This is a genomic window from Nitrospirota bacterium (genome assembly GCA_016212185.1).
In the GTDB taxonomy this organism is placed as follows: domain Bacteria; phylum Nitrospirota; class Thermodesulfovibrionia; order UBA6902; family DSMQ01; genus JACRGX01.
The window spans coordinates 34,242-53,372 of the sequence record JACRGX010000076.1 but is presented as its reverse complement, the minus strand read 5'-3'; the positions used below and the strand labels follow the sequence as shown (position 1 = coordinate 53,372).

20 protein-coding genes and 1 tRNA gene are annotated in these 19,131 nt (G+C 44.7%); 9 read left to right on the top strand and 12 right to left on the bottom strand.

Annotated elements, in window-relative coordinates; translation table 11 throughout:
- Positions 1-40: 40 nt before the first annotated feature.
- The gene (locus tag HZA10_09200) at positions 41-1,573 is read right to left on the bottom strand and encodes a YifB family Mg chelatase-like AAA ATPase (GenBank protein ID MBI5196485.1); all 1,533 of its coding nucleotides are present in this window, start codon (positions 1,571-1,573) and stop codon (positions 41-43) included.
- Positions 1,574-1,710: 137 nt separating this feature from the next.
- Here HZA10_09200 and HZA10_09195 point away from each other — a divergent pair, with 137 nt between their 5' ends.
- The gene (locus HZA10_09195; GenBank protein MBI5196484.1) at positions 1,711-2,586 is read left to right on the top strand and encodes a 4-hydroxy-tetrahydrodipicolinate synthase; all 876 of its coding nucleotides are present in this window, start codon (positions 1,711-1,713) and stop codon (positions 2,584-2,586) included.
- 63 nt (positions 2,587-2,649) lie between these two features.
- On the opposite strand, the gene HZA10_09190 is transcribed toward HZA10_09195, so the two are convergent.
- Entirely contained in the window at positions 2,650-4,653 is a 2,004-nt protein-coding gene (locus HZA10_09190) for a hypothetical protein (GenBank protein MBI5196483.1), read from the bottom strand.
- Positions 4,654-4,777: 124 nt separating this feature from the next.
- Positions 4,778-4,875 (bottom strand) — tRNA-Sec (locus HZA10_09185).
- 149 nt (positions 4,876-5,024) lie between these two features.
- Between HZA10_09185 and HZA10_09180 the strand changes: the two genes are divergently transcribed.
- Positions 5,025-5,789, top strand: coding sequence for a nucleotidyl transferase AbiEii/AbiGii toxin family protein (locus tag HZA10_09180; GenBank protein ID MBI5196482.1), 765 nt, complete (start codon positions 5,025-5,027; stop codon positions 5,787-5,789).
- A complete protein-coding gene (locus tag HZA10_09175; GenBank protein ID MBI5196481.1) occupies positions 5,786-6,406 on the top strand; it encodes a hypothetical protein in 621 nt (206 codons plus the stop codon). Before HZA10_09180 ends, HZA10_09175 begins: the two co-directional genes overlap by 4 nt.
- Positions 6,407-6,575: 169 nt before the next feature.
- Here the strand turns inward: HZA10_09175 and HZA10_09170 are convergent, their stop codons facing one another.
- The 4 genes from HZA10_09170 to HZA10_09155 form a co-directional block, all read right to left on the bottom strand.
- Positions 6,576-6,791 (bottom strand): BrnA antitoxin family protein, encoded by a 216-nt coding sequence (locus tag HZA10_09170; protein MBI5196480.1) that lies wholly within the window; start codon positions 6,789-6,791, stop codon positions 6,576-6,578.
- 3 nt (positions 6,792-6,794) lie between these two features.
- Positions 6,795-7,082, bottom strand: a complete 288-nt coding sequence (locus HZA10_09165; GenBank protein ID MBI5196479.1) for a BrnT family toxin — start codon at positions 7,080-7,082, stop codon at positions 6,795-6,797.
- A 480-nt stretch (positions 7,083-7,562) separates the two neighbouring features.
- The gene (locus HZA10_09160; GenBank protein ID MBI5196478.1) at positions 7,563-7,784 is read right to left on the bottom strand and encodes a type II toxin-antitoxin system Phd/YefM family antitoxin; all 222 of its coding nucleotides are present in this window, start codon (positions 7,782-7,784) and stop codon (positions 7,563-7,565) included.
- Positions 7,785-8,174 carry a type II toxin-antitoxin system VapC family toxin gene (locus tag HZA10_09155; protein ID MBI5196477.1) on the bottom strand — a complete coding sequence of 130 codons (390 nt, stop codon included), beginning with the start codon at positions 8,172-8,174 and terminating at the stop codon, positions 7,785-7,787.
- Positions 8,175-8,346: 172 nt separating this feature from the next.
- Here HZA10_09155 and HZA10_09150 point away from each other — a divergent pair, with 172 nt between their 5' ends.
- Together HZA10_09150 and HZA10_09145 are read left to right on the top strand one after the other, a co-directional pair.
- Entirely contained in the window at positions 8,347-8,604 is a 258-nt protein-coding gene (locus tag HZA10_09150) for a helix-turn-helix transcriptional regulator (protein MBI5196476.1), read from the top strand.
- A complete protein-coding gene (locus tag HZA10_09145; GenBank protein ID MBI5196475.1) occupies positions 8,601-9,788 on the top strand; it encodes a type II toxin-antitoxin system HipA family toxin in 1,188 nt (395 codons plus the stop codon). The genes HZA10_09150 and HZA10_09145 overlap by 4 nt, the downstream gene beginning before the upstream one ends.
- Before the next feature lie 109 nt (positions 9,789-9,897).
- Here HZA10_09145 and HZA10_09140 read toward each other — a convergent pair whose 3' ends face one another.
- The 3 genes from HZA10_09140 to HZA10_09130 form a co-directional block, all read right to left on the bottom strand.
- Positions 9,898-10,218 (bottom strand): SWIB/MDM2 domain-containing protein, encoded by a 321-nt coding sequence (locus HZA10_09140; protein MBI5196474.1) that lies wholly within the window; start codon positions 10,216-10,218, stop codon positions 9,898-9,900.
- A gap of 95 nt (positions 10,219-10,313) precedes the next feature.
- The gene (gene selB, locus HZA10_09135; GenBank protein MBI5196473.1) at positions 10,314-12,197 is read right to left on the bottom strand and encodes a selenocysteine-specific translation elongation factor; all 1,884 of its coding nucleotides are present in this window, start codon (positions 12,195-12,197) and stop codon (positions 10,314-10,316) included.
- 51 nt (positions 12,198-12,248) lie between these two features.
- Positions 12,249-12,467: a DUF3553 domain-containing protein gene (locus tag HZA10_09130; GenBank protein MBI5196472.1), complete on the bottom strand. Its 219-nt coding sequence runs from the start codon at positions 12,465-12,467 to the stop codon at positions 12,249-12,251.
- 221 nt (positions 12,468-12,688) lie between these two features.
- On the opposite strand from HZA10_09130, the gene HZA10_09125 reads away from it, so the two are divergent.
- Positions 12,689-13,894: a 6-phosphofructokinase gene (locus HZA10_09125; GenBank protein ID MBI5196471.1), complete on the top strand. Its 1,206-nt coding sequence runs from the start codon at positions 12,689-12,691 to the stop codon at positions 13,892-13,894.
- A 12-nt stretch (positions 13,895-13,906) separates the two neighbouring features.
- Here the strand turns inward: HZA10_09125 and HZA10_09120 are convergent, their stop codons facing one another.
- Positions 13,907-15,142: a 6-phosphofructokinase gene (locus HZA10_09120; protein MBI5196470.1), complete on the bottom strand. Its 1,236-nt coding sequence runs from the start codon at positions 15,140-15,142 to the stop codon at positions 13,907-13,909.
- A complete protein-coding gene (locus HZA10_09115) occupies positions 15,139-16,497 on the bottom strand; it encodes a class II fructose-bisphosphate aldolase (GenBank protein MBI5196469.1) in 1,359 nt (452 codons plus the stop codon). The genes HZA10_09120 and HZA10_09115 overlap by 4 nt, the downstream gene beginning before the upstream one ends.
- 1,025 nt (positions 16,498-17,522) lie before the next feature.
- Between HZA10_09115 and HZA10_09110 the strand changes: the two genes are divergently transcribed.
- From HZA10_09110 to HZA10_09100, 3 genes are all read left to right on the top strand, one after another.
- The gene (locus HZA10_09110) at positions 17,523-18,008 is read left to right on the top strand and encodes an SUMF1/EgtB/PvdO family nonheme iron enzyme (GenBank protein ID MBI5196468.1); all 486 of its coding nucleotides are present in this window, start codon (positions 17,523-17,525) and stop codon (positions 18,006-18,008) included.
- Positions 18,009-18,379: 371 nt separating this feature from the next.
- Complete coding sequence (locus HZA10_09105) at positions 18,380-18,721, top strand: nucleotidyltransferase domain-containing protein (GenBank protein ID MBI5196467.1); 342 nt, start codon at positions 18,380-18,382, stop codon at positions 18,719-18,721.
- Entirely contained in the window at positions 18,705-19,091 is a 387-nt protein-coding gene (locus HZA10_09100) for a HEPN domain-containing protein (GenBank protein ID MBI5196466.1), read from the top strand. Before HZA10_09105 ends, HZA10_09100 begins: the two co-directional genes overlap by 17 nt.
- Positions 19,092-19,131 lie beyond the last annotated feature (40 nt).

Sequence of the window (19,131 nt, the reverse complement as noted above, 5' to 3'; positions counted from 1 at the left end):
TAGTTTTTTGTCAAGGATTTTTTTTGACGGCTATTTTCAACTAAAACATCCCCCGGTCCAGGGTCCTGTACTGAATAGCCTCTGAAACATGATGCGCCTGAATATCCGCCGAGCCTTCCAGATCCGCAATGGTGCGGGAGACTTTCAGTATCCTTGTGTAAGCCCGCGCAGAGAGACCGAGTTTCTGCATCGCGGTTTCAAGTATGCCCTGAGCCTCTTGTTTGGGCGTGCAGTATTTTTTGATGTGCTTTGAGCGCATTTTGGCATTTGAATAAATGCTGTCTTTTTTAAATCTCCCCACCTGAGTCTTTCTTGCATTTTGAACCCTGCGGCGGATGTCTTTGGACGGCTCGCCGGAGAGGTCTTTTGAAAGTTCCTTGTACGGAACCGCCGGAACTTCTACATGTATGTCAATCCTGTCAAGCAGGGGGCCTGAGACTTTCTGCCTGTAGCGCTGTATGTGTGAAGGCGGGCATGTGCACTGATGCCGCGCATCGCCTGTGTATCCGCAGGGGCAGGGGTTCATGGCGCATACAAGCATGATTGATGCAGGGTAGGTGATGGAGCTTACCGCCCTTGAGATGGTCACTGAACCGTCTTCAATGGGCTGGCGCAGGACTTCAAGCACATTTCTTTTGAATTCAGGAAGCTCGTCAAGAAATAAAACTCCGTTATGCGCAAGGCTCACCTCTCCGGGTTTTGGAATTTGTCCTCCACCCACCATTGCCACATCTGAAAGCGTATGGTGCGGAGAGCGGAACGGCCTTGTCGCAACAAGGGACTGCTCGTTTCTGAGCAGCCCCATTACGCTGTGAATCCTTGTTGTCTGAAGCGATTCTTCAAATGTCATGTCAGGCAGTATAGTTGAGATTCTCTTTGCGAGCATGGTCTTGCCCGAGCCCGGCGGCCCTATCATCAGGACATTGTGATTTCCCGCAGCCGCAACTTCAAGCGCGCGCTTTACATGCTCCTGTCCTTTGACATCGGCAAAGTCGTCCTGATAAACGGAGTTCTCCTGCATGACAGACTCTATGTTAACCGCCGTAGGTTGAACTGCATTTGAGTCCCTGAAAAATTCTATGAGTTGGGGGAGGCTTTCAAAGCCATAGACATCAATGCCGCTTACAACCGCGGCCTCTTTGGCATTTTCATTCGGAAGGATTAACCCCCTGAAATTTTTCTCCCGCGCCCTGATTGCCATTGAAATGGCGCCTTTTACAGGCTTCAGCCGCCCGTCCAATGACAGCTCGCCTGAAAGCATAAATCCCCGCGTAGCATCCGGTTCAATTATGCCTTCTGCCACAGTTATCCCAAGCGCAATAGGCAGGTCAAATGCCGAGCCCTCTTTTTTTATGTCGGCAGGCGCGAGGTTTACAGTGATTTGTTTTAGCGGGAAATTAAACCCTGTGTTTTTAAGCGCCGCCCTAACCCTGTCTTTGCTTTCTTTAACTGCCGTATCAGGCAGTCCTACGGTGGAGAAATGGGGAAGTCCCTTTGAAGTGATGTCCACCTCAACCTCAACCACATGCGCGTCAATGCCGATTAACGCAGCGCTTAAAATTTTGGAAAGCATGCAGACTCCTTCTGTAAAAAAGTTCTTTTAAAATGCTGATTTGCAATATTAGACGAAAAGCCCTAAAATCTGCAAGCAAAATTCACCCTTCTTGATGTAAAATAAACGGAATCTTAAGGGCATTAAAGGAGGTTGTCATGTTTAAAGGCTCAATTGTTGCAATAGTCACGCCGTTTAAAAACGGCAAGGTTGATGAAAAGGCGCTCGGTGATTTGATTGAATGGCATATTGCCGAAGGCACAAACGCCATTGTCCCGTGCGGCACTACCGGAGAATCCGCCACTCTGGATTATGAAGAACATTACAGGGTGATTGAAATAACGGTCAAGGCTGTTAATAAGCGGGTGCCTGTCATTGCAGGCACAGGCGCAAATTCAACTGATGAGACCATTATGATTACGGAGAAGGCAAAAAAATTAGGCGCGGATGCCGCACTGCTTGTTTCTCCATATTACAACAAGCCCACACAGGAAGGGCTTTACAGGCATCATAAAAAAATCGCAGAGGCGGTTGACATACCGCAGATTTTATACAATGTCCCGGGACGCACAGCCGTAAATATGCTTCCGCCTACGGTTGCAAGGCTTGCAGAAATTAAAAACATCGTCGGCATCAAAGAGGCAACAGGCGACATGAAACAGGTAAGCGAGGTGATACGCCTCTGCGGGGACAGAATGGCTGTTATATCAGGTGATGACTTTACGACATTAACCCTGCTTGCACTCGGAGGAAAGGGTGTAATCTCTGTTTCAGCAAACGTTGCGCCAAAAGATGTCGCTTCCATGTGCAAGGCATGGGATTCAGGCAATTTACAGGAGGCAAGGAGGCTTCACTTTAAACTGGAACCCATAAATCAGGTCATGTTTATAGAGACAAACCCTATTCCTGCAAAGACCGCCTTAAGCATGATGGGTAAAATTCAGGAGGAGTTCAGACTCCCGCTTTGCCCGATGAGCGATGCAAATAAAGAAAAGTTAAAAAAGACACTTGCGGACTACGGGCTTTTAAAGTAAGTTGACAGTTGTTTGTTTTTCTACTGTCAATGGTCAACTGATAACTGTTAACTGTCTTTAAAGTTACGGCACCTGGAGCTGTTCGCTTGTCTCAATGTTCAGGCTTGGGTCATAGATGTAGCCGCTTTTTGTAACATTCTGCACTGTCAAGGTGTAAACGCCCTGTTGTGTGGAGTTAAGCCTGAAGGAAGCAAGACCTCCGGTATTAGTAGTAACTGTCTGAACTGATGTCTGCCCGTCAGGTTTTGTCCATTGGGCAGTAACAGAAGCTCCGGCTATTGCCTGCATAGCCTCGTTGTAGATTTGAACTTGTCCCTGTACCTTGTAAGTTCCGCGGTAGGTCATCATGATGCTGTTGACAAAAACGGCAGGCAGGGTATCGCTGACTGTGAAAAATACTCCGGAAAATGCACCCCAGTGTCCTTTGTTGTCCTGTGCGCGCACAAGCAATAAGTGCTTGCCCGGAGCAAGTCCGGTTGTATTAACATTGGCTGTGACCGGTTCAACTACTTCGTCAAATATGCCGTCGCCTGCCGCCATCGGCTGTGGTGTGCCGCCTGCGGCGGGTGGCAGGTCAATGTAGTATTCAACTGCCGAAACCGGCATTGCACGGTCAGGCACAATACCGGGGAAATTCGGATCTGACATCCAGCCTGTTTTTGTGTCGTTTGCTGTTGCATTAAGCGCGACCGTGCTTCCCTGCGGCACTTCAGCCGGTGATGCGCTGACTCTTAGAGAGTCAGGTCCGCGTGTGACCTCATAAGGGTCAGGGTCAACGCTCTTTGCGGCGTAAATGAACGCCGGCATATTCAGGGATATTTCGTTCAGCAGTTCAGTGCAGGAAGACGGCTGGCTTGAGCCTATCTCAAATGTATATCCGGCTATGTTAAGTTCCTCGTATGCCCAGTCCTCGGTAGCGCCTGCGGCAGGATACCAGTTGTCGCCCATTATGGATGTATAACCGTTGTAGCTTGCGTATTTGTAAGCAAGCGCTGATAAGCCGGGTTTGTCGGGCGGTACCATATTCCATGGCGGCTGTGAATATCCATTGCCCCACGGCCATACTATGTAATGCCCTGACTGGTGAAGCGTAATCATGCTTCCGCTTGTGTCTGCCGGGTCAGGGAAAATGGCGCGCAGTGCATCGGAGATTGCCTTTGTTTCAGGCTCTGACTCTACAGCCGGTCCGCGGTAAGTTCCCGAGCAGGCGCTGGCGCTTGATCCAGGGCCGCCCCAGTTGGATGCAAAATTGCGGTTAATGTCAATGCCCCATAAACCGGGGTTGCTGCAGCCGTCATTGTTGTCTATGTTTTTTCTCCAGTATGCGCCTGTTTCAGCCATCATCCTGCCGTCGGGGTTGCCCATTGGAACTATGTATATATCGCGCCGGTCCAGAAGCCATGTGGCATCGGCATTAGTACCGTAACCGCTGAGCAGCCAGTCGGCAAAAGCCATTGCCGCCTCTGCTCCTGCCATTTCAATGGCGTGAATATTTCCTACCATGAAAAAGGCAGGCTTGGGTCCCGGTATGCCCTGATTTGTCAATTTAAGCATCCACAGGTCGTATCCTGATACTCCTCCGGTCTGAATTTTTTCCCAACTGTCGCCTATGTCAATCACCTGCGCAAGCGTTGGATGGGCAGACTGATAAGCTGACAACGCAGTTTCAATCTCTGCCGGTGTGCGGTAGCAGGTATAACCCGGCGGCGACTGAACCTGTGAGGTGCGTTCATACTCAATTTCAATTCGGATTCCCTGCGCCTGAAGCTCTGCAAGTTCTCCTGACGATAAAATCGCAACGACATATCCCTGTCCCGGAGGCGCATCCAGCAGTGTAAATCTGCCGGCAAGCTCAGCCTTTTCAGCCCAGCTTGAGTACGGGATACGGACAACGATAGGTCTGTTTTGAGAGGTCATAGCATCCTGAGCTGCCGTGCAGTATGCCGGTATCAGCAGTAATAAGAAAAGGAACAAAAAGAGCGGGAAATGAATGCGCTTCGTAACTACCTCCTTTACGGATTTATTCAGCCAAAGAGTATCTATTGAGCGAATATATAATAATAACATGTAATCAGCGGATTTTCAATCAGGATAAAGCGTTCTGTAGTAACAGTTGCAAAAGAGTATGCTTTTATTGTTGTTTTGTTTTCCCACTGACAACTGTTTACTGTTCACTATTCACTGTCTTTACTGGCGGGAGCGTGTGGGAATCGAACCCACCCTTCCCGATTTTGTCGGGAAACACCGGATTTGAAGTCCGGGAGGGACACCAGAACCCTATGCACTCCCATTGCAGCTCAATATTACCGCATTTTTCAGGCGTCCTGCAAGTAACCTATAATCCTGTTAGAGCCGATTATCTCAAAACAGTTATTTCATAATACCTGTAGTTGACATATATGACAACTGCAGGTATTATGAAATATGGAGGGTTGACTATGACCAAGTATACAGTTATGCAATATGTGGAGCTGTTTCACCTGCTTTTCCTTGACCAGTTGGGGCGGAAAACAGATAAGAGGTTCTATGCCCTGAAAGGAGGGTGCAACTTACGTTTTTATCTGAAAAGTATCCGCTATTCCGAGGACATGGATATGGATGTCTATGACCTTCCAAAAGACAAGCTTCGGGATACGGTGGTGAGTATTTTAAAATCAAAACCTTTTGTACAAATCCTTCAGGTGCACGGGATCATTATTGACCGCTGGTCTGAGCCGAAACAAACTGAGACAACTCAGCGATGGAAAGTCGGGCTGGCTGTTTCCGGTTCCGGCATCGTACTCCCTACAAAAATAGAGTTTTCAAGAAGAGGAATGAAGGGGAACACTGTATTTGAGCCTGTAGGTCCTGAACTTGTAAGGACATACAATCTCTCGTCTATTATGTCTAATCATTATGACATTCACAGCGCTTATGAGCAAAAAGTGGAAGCCCTGGTAACCAGAAGTACACCGCAGGCAAGAGACATATTTGACCTTAATTTACTGCTGAATGCAGGGGTAGACAAAAACATATCAAACAGCAAACTGAGAAGCCATCTCTACATTGCTGAATCAAATGTCATGTCAGTTGCCTTTGATGTATTTAAAAGCCAGGTGCTTTCTTACCTTCACCCGGATTACCAAAAACAGTATAATTCAGAGGACGTCTGGGATGAAATAGTGCTAAAGGTTGCTGAAGCCCTTAAAGGGGAAGAGTCATGAGACTTACAGATGTGCTTGCGCGCCTTAAAAAATTAGAAGCGCCTGTTTTCCGGACTGCCGATGTAATGGCGTACTTAGACATAAGGAAAGACCATGCAAGCAGGCTGCTTACACGTCTGAAAGATTCCAATCATATTGTCTGTATTAAGCGGGGATTATGGGTATTCCCTGAGGCATTGGAACCGCTGGCATTGCCTGAGCATCTCACTGCGCCTTTTCCAAGCTATATATCCATGCAAAGCGCGCTTTATTACCATGGCATGATTTCTCAAATTCCTGCAATAACTTATTCTGTTTCTCCGGCAAGAACGCATCTTTTCAAAACACCTCTGGGGACCTTCTCCATACATCATGTCACCCCGGAGTTTTTCTTCGGCTATGAGCCGGCCGGCAAATCCGGAATCAAAATGGCAGTTCCTGAAAAGGCGCTTCTTGATTTCTTTTATATGGGACCGGCAAAGTCAAAATTATTCCGTTCCCTGCCTGAACTTGATCTCCCGAAAAAATTCAACATTATGAATGCCCGCCGTATGATTAAGCGAATCAACTCCCCCGGACGCCGTACATTAGTTGAGATGCGGTTTCAGGAACTCATGACAGAGCTAAAAAAATCATGACAAATATTCTGAATCAGAATTAAGTATGGTGGGGTTTGTTCTAAAAAAATGATACCAACAAAAATTCGTCATTCCTGCGGAGGCAGGAATCCAGTCTTTTCATGTATGCAAAAAACAAGACCTGCCACCACGAAATGCTAAAAGTAAAGACCGGATCCTCGTCACTCTATTAAGCCGCTTTCCATTGCAAAGAAAGCCTGCGGCTTGAAACAGCACAATCACGCAAATAGAGGTTAATCAGAGTTTGATATGGTATTTCTGCTTCTTTCGAGAGTTTTTTGAAATACTTGATTGTTTCCTCATCAAGCCGGATTGTAACCTGTCGTTTTAGGCGACTGGCATAAGGATTTTTTTTAGCTTTTGAAAAATCGTATTCTTTTCTCATATTTCACCACCTTTTCCAATATTGTTTTTGTTCTGAACGCGTTGCTTTGCGGGCAGATATAATTCTTATTACTTCATCGTTCTTTCGATAACAGTGGCAAACAACAAGAATGCGACGATTGGAACTTAAACCAAGAAGTATAAATCTATCTTCTTCTGAATGGTCCGGGTCATGAAGAAGCAAGGCATTTTCATCAACGAATACTGTTTGCCCTTCCTCAAAGGATATACCATGTTTCTTTTTGTTTTGGGAATTTTTATTTCCGTCCCATTCAAAAGATATGTCTGCCATAACTACAATATAACTACATTGTAATGTTTTGTCAATAGTTTTTTGCTAAAAAATACGTGGGATATCACACCTATATATTCTATTTGCAGCGGTCTTGCCGTACAATTACTTTAGCCGGTCAAATTTTATAAATGCTAAAAGTAAAGACTTGACCCTCGCATCCCGGATGTGATTACCAAGGAAAGTAAAACGGGTTCAGTTGTATTAGGACGCAACCCGACATCATATTGTGAAGAGCTTGTCGTTTAGAAGTAAACATAACCATAAGATACCCAATACCTATTATTGATGCGGAAACCATTCCTTTAGCTGCTTTGTGACATTATCGCTGATTTTCTACGAAATATTACCGCATTTTTCAGGCGTCCTGCAAGTAACATCAAGTCCCTACTTTAAATTTTTAGTCAACTGCTAAGACTTAAAGGGATATGGCGAGAGCGTATTGATTAAAAAATTGATGATTATTGGTTAAAGGCTGTATTATGCTCTTTCTCGAGATTCACGAATAGCCTCTAATATTTCCTTGCGTGAAATATTCTTATGTAAACCAGATATGTCAAATGGTGAGCGGCGAGCAGGAGTCTTTGGCACAATGGAAAACATGTCCCCTTTTCTGCGACGAATAACAATTTCCTCTTTTTTAGATTCTTCAAGGACGTCTGACAATTTTTCCCGGGCCTGAGAGTAAGTGTATGTCTTCATTTATTTAGCCACCTTTATGTTAAGATTTCTTGCCACATCACACATGCGGTCATCAAGGCTGATGAGCGGCAATTTATTTTCAATGCAGCATTGCAGATAATATGCATCATAAGCGTATATATTGAATCTTGTAGCAATTTTTAAAGCATCATGTATTCTTACAGGCACTAGCTTGACGGCTATCCTCTGAGATATATCATAGGCATTTATTACTTCTCGATCAGTAAGCCGTCCTTTTTTTCTGACTGCAATCAATGCATTCCCGATTTCGTATGGCAAAATTTCAGGTGAGATTATTTTACCTTCAAGTGTTTTATTAATAATCCAATCCCTATTGGACTCATCAAGTACAACGGCAAGAAATGCGCTCGCATCCGCTACGATTTCCATGATTTAATTGTACAACTCAGCAGTATAATTGTCAAGTATTGTTTTGCGCCTCAGTTTTATCTCTATTCAGCCGAATTTCTAATTTTTAATACGATGCGTTAAACTAAATTCATCCCAATTTATGTTAAATATACTTGACATTAATGCTTAAAAATGGCAAAATGTTAAATATATGAAACAATTAGGTGAAAAAATTCAAGGTCAAAGAAAACGTTATAAACTTTCACAGGCAGAGCTTGCCCAAAAGACCGGCATCAGCCGGACTTCGCTCAGCCAGCTTGAAAGCGGTGCAATTACAGATATCGGCATACGGAAGGTCATGAGAATTCTTGAATATCTCGGATTGGAATTGACAGTCCGTCCGGCAGGGGCGCCTCCTACCCTGGATGAACTAAAGAAAGAGATGGAAGCAGAAAAGAGGCGTTCATGAAAAACACTCTGGCTGTGTGGACAGCGGGACAAAGAAGCGGCATCATTGAACAGGACGAGGAATACGTTTTTAATTATCTCCCGGATGTGTCAGACAGGTATGCTGTATCCCTGACCATGCCGGTGCGTCTGCAAAGCTGGACTCATAAGACCCTGCATCCGGTTTTTCAGATGAATCTGCCTGAAGGGGCGCTGTTAGCCGCCATCAAAAATGCGCTTGCAAAAATCGCCCGTGTGGATGATCTGACATTGCTCAGTGTAGTGGGTACGAATCAGATTGGCCGCAACCGTTTTACCCTGACTGAAGAACAATCTCCGGCTTTTAAATTATCGCCGGAGTCGCTTGAGGACATTCTTCATTATCCTGATACAGGAGAACTTTTTAATGAATTGCTGCAAAAGTATGCCATGCATTCAGGTATTTCAGGAATTCAGCCAAAGGTGCTGCTTGACGCTAAAGACCGCGCCACTGTGCATGTTTTATCCTATATTGTCAAATCATGGGGCTCGGATTATCCTTATCTCGCCGCAAACGAGTATTTCTGCATGAAAGCAGTACGGAGGGCAGGTCTGCCTACGCCAGAAAATTTTCTTTCCGATAATGGAAAGCTGTTTGTGATGAAACGGTTTGATATGACGGATGCCGGAGAATACGTTGGATTTGAAGATATGTGCGCGCTGCAGGGGCTTGGGACTGAAGACAAGTACACCGGCAGTTATGAGCGCGTGGTTAGAACAATCAACGACTATGTGTCACCCAGATACCGGCAGATAGCGCGTGAGCAGTTTTTTGCGGCATTGGCGCTTACGGTAATGCTGCGGAACGGCGACGCCCATCTGAAAAATTTCGGCGTGCTGTATGCGGACCCGACAAGGGGGGGAACAAAGCTTGCACCGGTGTATGATATCGTGACGACAACTGCGTATATCAGCAGGGACGTTCCTGCGCTGACTATTGGCGGTACGAAAAAGTGGTGGGACAGGAAAACGCTTGAGAAATTTGCTACAGCGCATTGCGGTCTTTCTGCATCCCGGGCTGCCGAGTTGATAAGTGAATCAGGTGATGCGGTTCAGGACATAAAACCCGAACTTAAGAGATATATAAAAGATCATTCTGAATTTTCTCCGGTCGGCAAGGGTATGCTCAAGGCATGGGAAGAGGGAGTGAAATCTTTATTGCCTTAAATGTCTATACACATATGATATATTCATTTAAACACCGGACCAAAACAGAAAGCAGACATAACCGTCACACAGGGTTGTGTCTGCTTTCTGTCAGACTGCTAAAAACTTTTTAACTAAGATGCTTATTGACCAGTTTGGTCATCTCAAACATTGAGACCTTGCCTGCACCCCTGAACACCGCCTTCAGATTTGCGTCAGCATTGATCATTCTCCTATTGACGCTGTCCTGAAGCTTGTTTTTCTTGATATACTGCCAGAGTTTCTTTGTTACCTCTGTCCTCGGGAGCGGTTTGCTGCCTACAACGCTTGACAGCGCATCGCTGATCTTCATCGGCTTCATGAACGCTGCATTCGGAGTCCTTTTTTTCTTTACTGCCTTCTTTGCCGCCTTCTTCTTCACAGACTTCTTTGCCGCTTTTTTGGTTGGCATATCTGCCTCCTCCTTTTTAAAAAAGGTTATTGGTTAATAACGCTATGTAAGATTGTGCACGTTTTTAAGAAATTTTTCAACAGTTTTTTTTACTGTCAGCCTTTCAGGATAAATTTTCTGACGTCGCCGACCCGCAGGGTGACCCTGCTGCTGTCAAGGAATTCAAGAAATGGAAGGGCGTATTTCCTTGTGGTGCCGAGGATGTCGCGGAATTCCGCAACGGTCAATTCCTGTTTTTTCTTAAAGAAATCTCCGAGACTGCTAAGCATTTTTTCATAGCTTGACAAGGGGATGTAGAGCGAGTCGTTTATCCGCACAAGGCTTTTCTCAGCCGCCATGATTTTTAACAATTCATTTACTTCTTTTTCACCGGCGGCAACGGCTCTCGCAAGCTCATCCTTCATGGGGGGCTGAAAGGCGGCGCTTTCAAGCGCGCGCAGTATTTTGTTTTTTAAAAATTTCTTGTCATCGCTTAAGGAGACGTTAAATGTTTTTAATCTCAGGAATTCCTTTTCAACCGCAAGGTCTTTGATTAAAGCCATGAGTTCATCTATGGTTTTCTGGCACAGCCCTTTAAAGAGCGTCTTTAAATTTTCTTTGGGCATGCCTGCCTTCAGAGGATTTTTCTTGTGAAAATCGCTTACGGCGTAAAGGACTTTTTTTGTAAAACCCTCACAGGAGCTTTTATGAAAAAGCCTCCCGCCTGAATTGACCGCTGCGCCTTTTTTGACAAGTGAATTGAGCGCATTTTTTATTTCCGGTATTTCTGCCTTAATCCAGCCGTGAAGGCTCAGGGGAGCTATGCCGTTAATGCCTGATTGAAGGATTTTTGACAGGAGCTTTTCCTCAAGCGTCCCGCACCTGAGGATATTGAGGTCTTCAATGCCTTCTTTTCTTTTTCTTCGTTTCGGAGAAGGGTCCAGCACTTCACCGCCCCCGATGGTAAGAAGAGGCGAGAACTGCCTGATGATATATCGGTCTCCAGACAGGACCACTGCAGGACTTTGAAGCCTGAACTGGCAGTATGCCTTATCTCCGGGATTAAGCTTCTCTTTGTCATAAATTATAACTCTTGCCATGATTTCTGAAGTCCCTGTATGAATATGCACGAGGCTCCTGCTTTTGACAGCCGGGGCTTCCCCCAGAATCTCAAGCCAGGCATCTATAACTGATGCAGGCTTTATCATGTCGGGCAGGGTAAGCACGTCTCCCCTCCGGATTTCTTCCTTTGAAACTCCCTGCAGGTTTACCGCAGCCCTCTGTCCCGCATATATTGTCTTTAACATTTCACCGTGGCTCTGAAGCCCCCGGACCTTTGTCTTTATGCCCTTTGGCAGGATTTCAACAGCCGCATCCGCAGAGAGGCTTCCCGAGACTGCCGTCCCTGTTACAACAGTGCCGAACCCTTTGAGCGTAAATACCCTATCTATCGGGAGCCTGAACAGACCATTTGCAGGCTTTGCATCAATATTCCCTGCCGCCTTCCTGATTTTTTCCTTCAGCAGATCAATATTATCCCCTGTTTTTGCAGAGACCGGAATTATTTCAGCGCCGTCAAGAAAACTGCCTTTTACAAAATTTTTTATTTCACCGGCGACGAGATTGAGCCAGTCCTTTTCAACGATGTCTGACTTGGTAAGCGCAATCAGTCCCTTTTTAACCTTTAACATGTCGCATATTGCAAGGTGTTCCCTGCTCTGGGGCATAATGCCTTCATCAGCGGCAATAACCATAAGCATAATGTCAATCCCGCCTACGCCTGCAAGCATGTTTTTTATTAATTTTTCATGACCCGGCACATCTACTATGCCGACTTTAATCCCGTCAGGGTATGAGAGGTACGCAAAGCCGAGGTCAATGGTGATGCCGCGCTCTTTCTCTTCCTTCAGCCTGTCCGGGTCAATGCCTGTGAGGGCTTTTACAAGCGAGCTTTTGCCGTGGTCAATGTGTCCTGCTGTGCCGAGAATGACGTAGTGCATGGTTATATTAAAAGAAGGCTGGAATGATTTATAAGGGTGTTTGCCATTGATTCAGGGAATCAGTTTAAGCCCTGCATAGCAGCAGCAGTGTTCGTGGTCCAGATCATTGATAAAGGACCGCTCATTGCCGTCTTCAAAAAGCACCTTCACCATGCAAAAGCCGCCGGAAAGGTCGGAATGTTTTTCTTCAATGACTTCTCCTGTGCCCCATATATCATATTTCAGATGCCTTACCTTATCGCCCAGCTTAAGATACAGCCGCCTGCGCATAATTTAATTATAAAATTTTAAGTCAAAAAAAGCCTTTTATTCAGAATCAGCAATATTAAAGTTCTTTACTATTTAACTTTTTCTCCCGCGCCGTCTGCCTGAATTATATATTTTATTTAAATATTTGTCACTGCCAATTTTTGCCGGAATTGAGGTATAATTATAAATTAACGAACTATCAAACATATAAAAAACTGAAAGGATGGTGTATTGATATGGGAATTAAAAGAATAGGCATTATCACCAGCGGAGGAGACTGCGGCGGTCTCAATGCAGTTATAAAAAGTGTTGCGCGGGAAGCATATGCTCACGGCATAGAATCAGTTGTAATCCCCAATGGATATGCAGGTCTTTATAATCTTGCTGATTTAAAAGAAGTTGTTATTCTTAATGCGGAGAGAGTGAGCCGCATAGAGGCATCGCTTGCAGGTTCTGAAGCAGGTCATTCACGGGTAAAAATAAGCAAGATTGCCGACCCTGACAAATATGAACGCATAAAAAACGGACTCAAGAAATTTGCTATAGACGCCTTGATTATAAGCGGCGGCGATGATACCGGAAGTGTTGTTGTGGACCTGTCTTCTCAGGGGATTCCATGCATTCATGTCCCTAAAACCATGGACCTTGACCTTCAACCTTACAGTGTAGGAGGCGATTCTGCAATCAACAGGATAGCTGTTTTTACAAGAGACCTTAAAACTACAGGCATGAGCCATAACCGCATTCTTGTAATTGAGGTCTTTGGAAGATATGTAGGGCATACAGCCTTATGCGGCGGAATAGGCGCAGAAGCCGACTGTATTCTGCTCCCTGAGGTGCTTGTAGACTTTGATGTTGTATATGAACACATGAAGGCAACTTATTTTGCGAGGGTAGACAGAAGCGATGTGAAAGCGGGTACATACATTATTGTTGTTGCCGAAGGGATTAAGACCGCAAGCGGAGAAATGCTTTATGATGAATCTGCAGGCATTGACGCATTCGGGCATAAAAAACTTGCAGGAGCCGGCAAATATGTGAGACAGCAGCTTGAGAAAAGGTTAAAGGCGGACCCTGATGTAAAGGAATTTATGAAGAGGGTCGGCATGTATATCCCCAGTATTTATGAGATTCCGGAGGCAAGGGAAGTAACACCGGGTCATCTTGTACGTTCAGGGCAGTCATCAGCATTTGATGTCAATTTTGGTCAGAGGGCCGGAGCGGCAGCAGTACTTCTCCTGCTCTCAGGCAGGACAGGGAATACAGTAGTCAATGTACAGGGCAGTAAGATATTTTATATGCCGACATCAGAGGCAATAAAACGAAGGGGAGTTGATGTTAACGAGATTGCACTTTTTGAAAACCTTGGCACATGTTTCGGAAGAAAACCTCAGAAATTCAGCTATGAATTTGAAGAGGCCAAGATGCCAATAGAGCGGCATCTGTAATCTGAACAGAGGTTATACCAGATAAGAGAACCTTTCCCTGAATTCAGTGGCGCTCATGCAGCCTGCCTTTGCAAGCCTTGCGAGTTTCCGGGGAGTGAAATCTTCCTTTTCAAGCCTTATCATGTACTCCCTGCCGACCAGATACGGCTCTGACTTAATGTCAACATATCTGAGCCGTGTCTTCTTAGTGACAGGATCAATCATTTTTCTGAAAAGAATAGGGATTAATCTGTCTTCAAAAAACGTAATCATTGCGCCTTTCCCGCCATTCAGAAGAAACTTCACGGCGCTGTATCCGAGATTCCTCGTATATGCCGCATCAAAGGGAATTGGGTCAGCAGCCCTTAACTCATATCCGATGTTTTTATGGATAATTTTGACTTTTATTCCGCGCGACTCCATGCTTTTACTTACAAATTGCTCCATGATTCTTCCAAATTGGATATCTGAGAGATGCAAATCTCCTTTATCGTCTTTCCCAACATGCTCATACCGGGAAAGTTCTTTAACATTAATCTTGCCTGCAACTCCCTCTGCGAGTATTGCAATGCCGTGAAGATGTCCATGGGAAAGCCGTTTTATGATAGAGCCTTCAAGCAAATCAGCCACTTTTGTGAATTTCAGTCTTTTTTCTTTGAACTCTTCAGGGATAAGTGTAATTGTTGCTCCTGAAGCTTTCCCTATACCGAGCGCCAGATGCCCTGTATATCGGCCCATTGTTGTCACAAAATACCACCGGCCTGTTGTACGGGCGTCTTCTATAATATTTTCAACTATTTCAGTCCCCCAGTGCCTTGCTGTCTCAAATCCGAAGGTCGGATTTCCTCCCGGCAGGGGAAGGTCATTATCTATGGTCTTTGGCACATGAACAACAGAAATCAGCCCTATGGTTCTTCTTTCTATCTCTCTGGCCATATATGCCGTGCCGTCACCGCCGATTGTGATAAGGAATTTGATGTTCAATTTCTTCAATGCGTTTACCATGTTTTTGAATTGTTTTTCCGGATTATCAGGAAAATCTCTTGAGGTTCTTAGTATGGAGCCGCCGCGGTTATGTATATGCCATGAATTTTTTTCAGTTAAATGGATTGTCTTGCTTACATCTCCCCGGAAAAGCCACTTAAAGCCGTCCATAATGCCTATGACTTGCAGGCCTTTGCTTACGGCTTCAACTGTTGCAGCGCTTATCACGCCGTTTATGCCGGGCGCAGGACCGCCGCCGACCAGGATGGCAAGCCTTTTTTTCATGAGAGCTTTTTTAGTGAGTCTGCCAGGTCTTTTCTGACGCTGACCGGCTTAACTGTTTTTTTGACGATATCCATGGTGTTTACGACCTTCAGCCTGTCAAAGAGCAGTCCGAATTTGTCCTCAAGCTCAACCACAATGGGCTTTTTGGCTTCTGCGGGCATGTCCCACCACTTTTTCTTAAACGGGCCGAAGCCCTTTTTTCTAACGCTGTAAATAAACTGCTCTTCGGTCTGTCCTTCTTTCTTTTCCTTTGCACATTCTTTATGGAGGTAATCATAAACCTCTGACTTTAATGCAGACGGCATGGATGGGTTGTCATAGATTATATTTTGGAATCCTGTTGCAAGATGCACCTCCGCGGTTCCTGTCTCAGGAAACTTAACGAATGCTTCCTCGGGAAGTGTGGATGCGCCGTGCTGTACGGCGCCTGAAAGCCCGTATTCCTTGCGCGCCGCATCTGAAAGCGCAGTGAGGGTATCAAAGTCTATCTTTACTTTGGCAAGGGTGCCGTCCGGGAGTACGACCCCGCCGTGAGTAGTACCGCTTTGCACGCTTATTTTGCTGATACCTATGAGCTTTTTATCAAGTGTCTCCCTGAAGCCGCTTAAAAATGCGCTCATCTCCTCAACCGTGCTGTTTTTGCCTCCGATTTCGCCTATCTCGCCGCCGATTGATATAGTAACGCCCTTAGGCTCAAGGCTCCTGATGTGGGAGGTCATGTCTGCCGTGACTGTATAGTTGGGCGACTGCTGTTCTTTCAGCGGCCCTTTTGACAGGTCCACAAGGGTTGAGGCGTCTATGTCTATGTTGTAAAATTCAGCCTCTACCGCCTCTGAAATAAGCCCCCGTACATAAGTTGTTTCGGCATTGGCATCACTGAGATAATTTTTCCTCACAAACTGAAAATGGTCGCCCTGAATAAAGACAGGGCCTTCGTATCCTTCTTTTACCGCTGCAGCAAGGACGACTGTGGAATATTCAAGCGGCCTTTGCTTTGTATAGCCTATCTCTGACCTGGCGATTTCAAAAATCATTGCGCCTGCATTCATCTTCAGCGCCTTTCTGAAGATTGCCTTAGCAGTGTCATAGGTAAGCCCCCTGATATTCATGGCAGGCACGGTAAAGCCGCGGTAACCCTTTCCAAGTTCTTCGTAAAGCCCCTGTATGGAGGCGGGTACTGCACCGCATGCCTTTGCAATTTCTTTGACAATCAGAAAACGCGCCTTTCTTTTTTCGTCGTCAGCCTCAAAAACAGCGTCATAAATAAGACTGTCCATCTTATTTCTGACGCCTGCCTTGTCTTTTATTGAAACAGAACCGTCTTTAATTTCCGCAACGCCTTTAAGCCATTCCATAGTTGTATCCCTCCTGTTTAAATTTGAAATGATAATTGATAATTTTGCAATTTAAAATGAATAAAGATTCCCTCTGTGCCCTCAGTGGTGAATTGTTTTTGATTAACAGGATAATTATACCAAAATATGCTTATATTTGCAGTTGTGAAAATTACCTTTTAAAAATGCTTGCAAGCTGATATAATTTTTTCAAAATCATTAAATAAATTTGCAAAATCAGACCAATATCAGGATAATCTTAATCAAGGCTTGCTTAATAGTACGCAGCAGGGGGGTACATGAAGACAAAACTGTTTTTCCTGTTCTTATCAATCTTCCTAATTACTGGAAATGCGTATCCTGCCGACAGAAGCGTTACAGTCAAGCCTAAAAACAGTGGCGAAGCCGCAATTCAGCTTAATACAAACTACTATGCCATTATCATCGGGAACAATAACTACAAATATTTCCCGAAATTAAAAACCCCTGCCGCTGATGCAGTTGATGTTGAAAAGATATTAAAGAACAAATACGGCTTTAAGACAAAGTTACTTCTTGATGCAACCCGCAAAGACATCCTCTCAGGTATCAATGAATTCAGGAAGAAATTAGGACAAAACGACAGCCTTCTAATCTACTATGCAGGGCATGGGGAATTTGACAAGACAGCGGATAAAGCCTACTGGCTTCCTGTGGACGCACAGAGGGACAACCCTGTGGATTGGATAATGGCGGATGATATAACAACAAACATTAAGCGGATTACATCAAGACACATACTGGTAGTGGCAGACAGTTGTTATTCAGGCACGCTCACAAGAGGGGCGTCAATAGACACCTCATCAAAAGGCAGCAGGACAGAGTTTCTTAAAAAGATGATGGGGCGACCTTCAAGGACCTTGATGGCAAGCGGAGGCAATGAGCCTGTATCAGATGCAGGAGGAAGCGGACATTCTGTCTTTGCAAGGGCGTTTCTGACAGCGCTTAGTGAGACTGACAAAGGCGTATTTACGGCAGAAGAGATTTTTCATGGACGGATAAAACAGATGGTAGCAGGCAAATCAGAGCAGGTGCCTGAGTATAGCGATATAAGAAACTCAGGGCATGAAGGCGGGGATTTTATATTTCAAAGCAACAGTAAAGAAATAATTGAAGAAGAAATAGAGACAACAGACACCGTGCCCTCTGTTTCTACCCTTGACAATGAGGGTGCAATCAAAGACCCTGTTACTGGCATGGAGTTTATCATTGTCAAAGGCGGATGCTATCAGATGGGTGATACATTCGGTGATGGGTATTCATACGCTGATTCGAAGCCCGTGCATGAAGTCTGCGTGGATGATTTTTATATAGGGAAGTATGAGGTTACACAAGGGCAGTGGGAAAGTGTGATGGGCAATAATCCATCAAAATTTAAAAATTGCGGGGACAACTGCCCTGTGGAACAGGTAAGCTGGAATGATATTCAGGAGTTTATAAAAAATCTCAACAAATTCCCCCTTAGCAAAGGGGGATACAGGGGGATGTTATAAATTCACGATAAACACACACCTGCACCCCTCTTATTAGAGGGGAATCTCAAGCGGGTTCAGGTTTGTAACTAGAACCTAATATTCATATAAGTTATTAGCTACCTGCCCGGATATCAGGGTTCAATTTGCAAAATTGAACCCACAGAAGTGTTTTAAGATTTTATGATTTAGATGTTAAGAAGAATATATGTGGGGTAGTAGGTGCTATTGAGAAATGGATTGATAACAACCCCCTGCGCCCCCTTTTCTAAGGGGGAATAACAACCCCAATTGCTGAAATTCCGCCCTGAGCTTCGGCGATGTTTCAATTTTTTCCTTGAAATATTAAACTATTAACATTATCCTACTTTTATAATTACATGGGTTCTAAAATGAAAGAGATATTACAGCTACCATCAAAAAAATCTTTGAGCAATGCATTAATAAAGCGCTTGGTTAATAATCTTGATGTCGTGAAGATTATCCTCTTTGGGTCTTACGCGTCCGGCAAGCCTAATAAAGACAGCGACCTTGACCTTCTTGTAATTGTAAATACCAAGGAAAAGGGATTGAAGCGTTATGCCATGGTAAGCGAGCTGTTAGAACCAAGAACTATGCCAATGGATATAATTGTCAAAACCCCTGAAGAAATAAAAAAAAGAACCAGAATGTTTGACCCATTTATAAGAAACATCCTAAAAGCCGGAAAAGTTCTTTATGAAAAACCGGCTTGATGTATTTGAATGGATTTCAAAGGCAGAACAGGATTGCCAAACTGCCGAGACCATGGCGCGAAAACGGAAAAAACCAGCGCCGGATGTTGTGGGCTTCCATAGCCAGCAGTGCATAGAAAAATATTTAAAAGCATATCTTGTTGCAAAGAGAATAGAGTTCCCTAAGACACACGACCTCATTAAACTTCTTGAGATAGCGATTGTAAAAGAACCGTTAATGGATATTTATCGTCCTGACCTAAGAATTCTGAACCCATTCTCAGTGCAGTTTCGTTATCCCGGAGAAACCGCAATAATAGAAGATTCAAGACTGGCGCTGAAAACCATGCGAAAGGTGCGAAAGTTTTTTAGGGAGAGATTAGGTCTTTAGTTTTTTTCAACCGGCCTTATTCATAATTAGAATTGGAGAA

Bases quoted from the DNA above. Each gene is read 5' to 3' on its own strand.
- HZA10_09120 (MBI5196470.1), bottom strand. From the start codon at position 15,142: ATGAAAAAAAGGCTTGCCATCCTGGTCGGCGGCGGTCCTGCGCCCGGC.
- HZA10_09200 (MBI5196485.1), bottom strand. From the start codon at position 1,573: ATGCTTTCCAAAATTTTAAGCGCTGCGTTAATCGGCATTGACGCGCAT.
- HZA10_09140 (MBI5196474.1), bottom strand. From the start codon at position 10,218: ATGCCAACCAAAAAAGCGGCAAAGAAGTCTGTGAAGAAGAAGGCGGCA.
- HZA10_09110 (MBI5196468.1), top strand. From the start codon at position 17,523: ATGGTAGCAGGCAAATCAGAGCAGGTGCCTGAGTATAGCGATATAAGA.
- HZA10_09150 (MBI5196476.1), top strand. From the start codon at position 8,347: ATGAAACAATTAGGTGAAAAAATTCAAGGTCAAAGAAAACGTTATAAA.
- HZA10_09100 (MBI5196466.1), top strand. From the start codon at position 18,705: ATGAAAAACCGGCTTGATGTATTTGAATGGATTTCAAAGGCAGAACAG.
- HZA10_09105 (MBI5196467.1), top strand. From the start codon at position 18,380: ATGAAAGAGATATTACAGCTACCATCAAAAAAATCTTTGAGCAATGCA.
- HZA10_09155 (MBI5196477.1), bottom strand. From the start codon at position 8,174: ATGGAAATCGTAGCGGATGCGAGCGCATTTCTTGCCGTTGTACTTGAT.
- HZA10_09130 (MBI5196472.1), bottom strand. From the start codon at position 12,467: ATGCGCAGGCGGCTGTATCTTAAGCTGGGCGATAAGGTAAGGCATCTG.
- HZA10_09190 (MBI5196483.1), bottom strand. From the start codon at position 4,653: ATGTTATTATTATATATTCGCTCAATAGATACTCTTTGGCTGAATAAA.
- HZA10_09165 (MBI5196479.1), bottom strand. From the start codon at position 7,082: ATGGCAGACATATCTTTTGAATGGGACGGAAATAAAAATTCCCAAAAC.
- HZA10_09175 (MBI5196481.1), top strand. From the start codon at position 5,786: ATGAGACTTACAGATGTGCTTGCGCGCCTTAAAAAATTAGAAGCGCCT.
- HZA10_09195 (MBI5196484.1), top strand. From the start codon at position 1,711: ATGTTTAAAGGCTCAATTGTTGCAATAGTCACGCCGTTTAAAAACGGC.
- HZA10_09115 (MBI5196469.1), bottom strand. From the start codon at position 16,497: ATGGAATGGCTTAAAGGCGTTGCGGAAATTAAAGACGGTTCTGTTTCA.
- HZA10_09180 (MBI5196482.1), top strand. From the start codon at position 5,025: ATGACCAAGTATACAGTTATGCAATATGTGGAGCTGTTTCACCTGCTT.
- HZA10_09170 (MBI5196480.1), bottom strand. From the start codon at position 6,791: ATGAGAAAAGAATACGATTTTTCAAAAGCTAAAAAAAATCCTTATGCC.
- HZA10_09160 (MBI5196478.1), bottom strand. From the start codon at position 7,784: ATGAAGACATACACTTACTCTCAGGCCCGGGAAAAATTGTCAGACGTC.
- HZA10_09145 (MBI5196475.1), top strand. From the start codon at position 8,601: ATGAAAAACACTCTGGCTGTGTGGACAGCGGGACAAAGAAGCGGCATC.
- selB (MBI5196473.1), bottom strand. From the start codon at position 12,197: ATGCACTACGTCATTCTCGGCACAGCAGGACACATTGACCACGGCAAA.